The organism is Pseudovibrio sp. POLY-S9, from assembly GCF_001431305.1.
Classification (GTDB): domain Bacteria; phylum Pseudomonadota; class Alphaproteobacteria; order Rhizobiales; family Stappiaceae; genus Pseudovibrio.
Genome location: NZ_LCWX01000004.1, coordinates 1 through 2,312, shown reverse-complemented (window position 1 = coordinate 2,312; position 2,312 = coordinate 1). Strand labels below are relative to the sequence as shown.

2 protein-coding genes are annotated in these 2,312 nt (G+C 52.9%); both read left to right on the top strand.

The features are described from left to right. Positions 1-151: 151 nt before the first annotated feature. On the top strand, positions 152-1,405 hold the full coding sequence (gene istA, locus PPL9_RS00065) for an IS21 family transposase (RefSeq protein ID WP_057460730.1): 1,254 nt from the start codon (positions 152-154) through the stop codon (positions 1,403-1,405). After that, the gene (istB, locus tag PPL9_RS00060) at positions 1,402-2,229 is read left to right on the top strand and encodes an IS21-like element helper ATPase IstB (RefSeq protein WP_057460729.1); all 828 of its coding nucleotides are present in this window, start codon (positions 1,402-1,404) and stop codon (positions 2,227-2,229) included. Before istA ends, istB begins: the two co-directional genes overlap by 4 nt. Positions 2,230-2,312: the final 83 nt, after the last annotated feature.

Here is a 2,312-nt window from a genome sequence, read left to right as displayed (position 1 = left end):
TGTCAGTGCTGGATGTATTTTCCCCATTTGTGCTGCTTGAAAATTACCCACTTTCGCAGCTTTGACTTTTGATTGAAGGGGCATGCCCCTTCAATCAAAAGTTGGCCAAACTCTCCCTCACGTTCCGGTTGGAAAAAGGGGTGCGGAGGGGGTGGTCAATCTCGGGAAGATCGTAATGATCCATAATTTGAAGCAACAAGGCTTGTCTATAAGTGCCATAGCGCGCAAAGCGAGTCTGGATAGAAAGACAGTCGCTAAATACCTGCACCAAGGCCTTGAAGCCCCTGTTTACGGACCTCGTCAGCGTGATGGGCGTATGCTGGAGGAGTACAAAGACTACTTGCTCGAACGCCTGGAGCGGTTCCCAGGCCTGTCTGCCCGGCGCTTACACCGTGAGGTAAAGGCCCTGGGATTTGAAGGCGGTTACTCCACTGTAACTGAGTATCTTCGCGAGCTTCGCCCAGCTTCGGCACGCCCGTTCGAACGACGCTTTGAGACAGCACCCGGCCAGCAGGCACAGGTGGATTTTGCTGAGTTTCAGGTAGAGTTCACCAGTGAACCGGGCGTGACGCGCAAAGTCTTTTTGTTTTCTATTGTTCTTGGCAATTCTCGGTTTGTGTGGGGACGCTATTGTTCCAATCAAAAACTGGAAACGGTCCTGCGCTGTCATATTGCAGCCTTTGAAGCCTTCGGCGGTGCCACACTGGAGGTGCTGTATGATCGCATGAAGACAGCCGTTTTGGGAGAAGATCCAGATGGCACTGTTCGCTTTAACCCATCTCTTGTCGCTCTTTTGGACCATTATGGCGCTCAGCCGGATGCTTGCCAGCCATACCGGGCCAAGACCAAAGGTAAGGTCGAGCGTCCATTTCGCTACATCCGGCAGGATTTCTTTCTCGCTCGCATATTCCGCGATCTGGATGATCTCAATGCCCAGTTCACAAAGTGGTGCGAGGACTTTGCCAATGCTCGTGTTCATGCCACTACCAATCGTGTCGTGAAGGAGGCTTTCTGTGAGGAACAGCCTGCTCTGATCCCTTTGCCAGCACACCCTTATGATGCTGTTTTGCTGGTGGAACGACGGGTGACACATGAAGGCATGGTCTCAGTTGCAGGGAACCTTTATTCAGTGCCGGACACCGTCAAGAAGCGCAGGGTTGAAGTCCAGCATCATCCGCAAAAGGTTCGCATCTATGAAGAGGGTCAACTGATTGCCACCCACCCGGTATTGGAAGGCAAGAACCAGCGTCAGGTTGACCCACGTCATCGTAAAGCCCTTCCACGGACAACACAGCGCCGCCGTGGCGGGAAAGAGCCAGCCAAACACAGCGGTGTAAGTCAACGCCCACTGGAGTTCTATGAAGCCGTAGGCCAGCGACTTGCCAGGGCGGGAGGCAAGCCATGAGTTCTCTTAGTAAACGTATTCAGTCTTCACTGGTGGGCTTGAAAATGCCTCGGGCATTGGAGGTACTCGACCACACGCTCAGCCAGCTGGAACAAGGCGAGCTCACAGCACTGGAGGCTTTAGACAGCCTGCTCAATGAAGAGTATTCAACGCGCGAAGGCCGCCGCATTGGTGTCGCTCTGACAACAGCCCGTCTTACACCCATCAAAACACTGGAAAGCTTTGACTTCACATTCCAGCCCTCACTGGACCGGGAGCGCATCATGGCTCTGGCGGAGCTGGAGTTTATCAGCCGCAATGAAGTGCTTCACTTTCTGGGACCTCCTGGAACCGGGAAGAGCCACCTGGCAACTGCTTTGGGAGTTGCTGCCGTTAAAGCGGGAAAGCGCGTCTATCGCATCGCCTTAGCTGACCTGATTGAAGCCTTGGCAAAAGCTGAAAGAGAAGGCCGGCTGACGGAGAAACTGCGTTTCTTTGCACGAACCTCTCTGTTGATCGTCGATGAGATTGGCTATCTGCCAATCACCACAGGAGGGGCAAACCTGTTCTTCCAACTCGTCAATGCCCGTTATGAAAAGGGCTCGATGATCCTTACGTCAAACCGTGGCTTTGCAGAATGGGGAGAGATCTTTGGCGATCGTGTTGTTGCAACCGCTCTTCTCGACAGACTGTTACATCATGCCGTCGTCATTCACATCGAAGGCGCAAGCTACCGCTTGCGCGGCCATGCGGACCTTATTCCAGAGCATATAAGAGCCAACGCATCAATAAATCCACCACCACCACCCAAACGTCGCGGAAGACCACCTAAAAAGGAGAACTAGACCTAAAAAAAGGCTGGTCACCAAACCTCAAACTGGGGAAATTTGGTCCAGCACTTTTGGGGAAATTTGACCCAGCATTGACA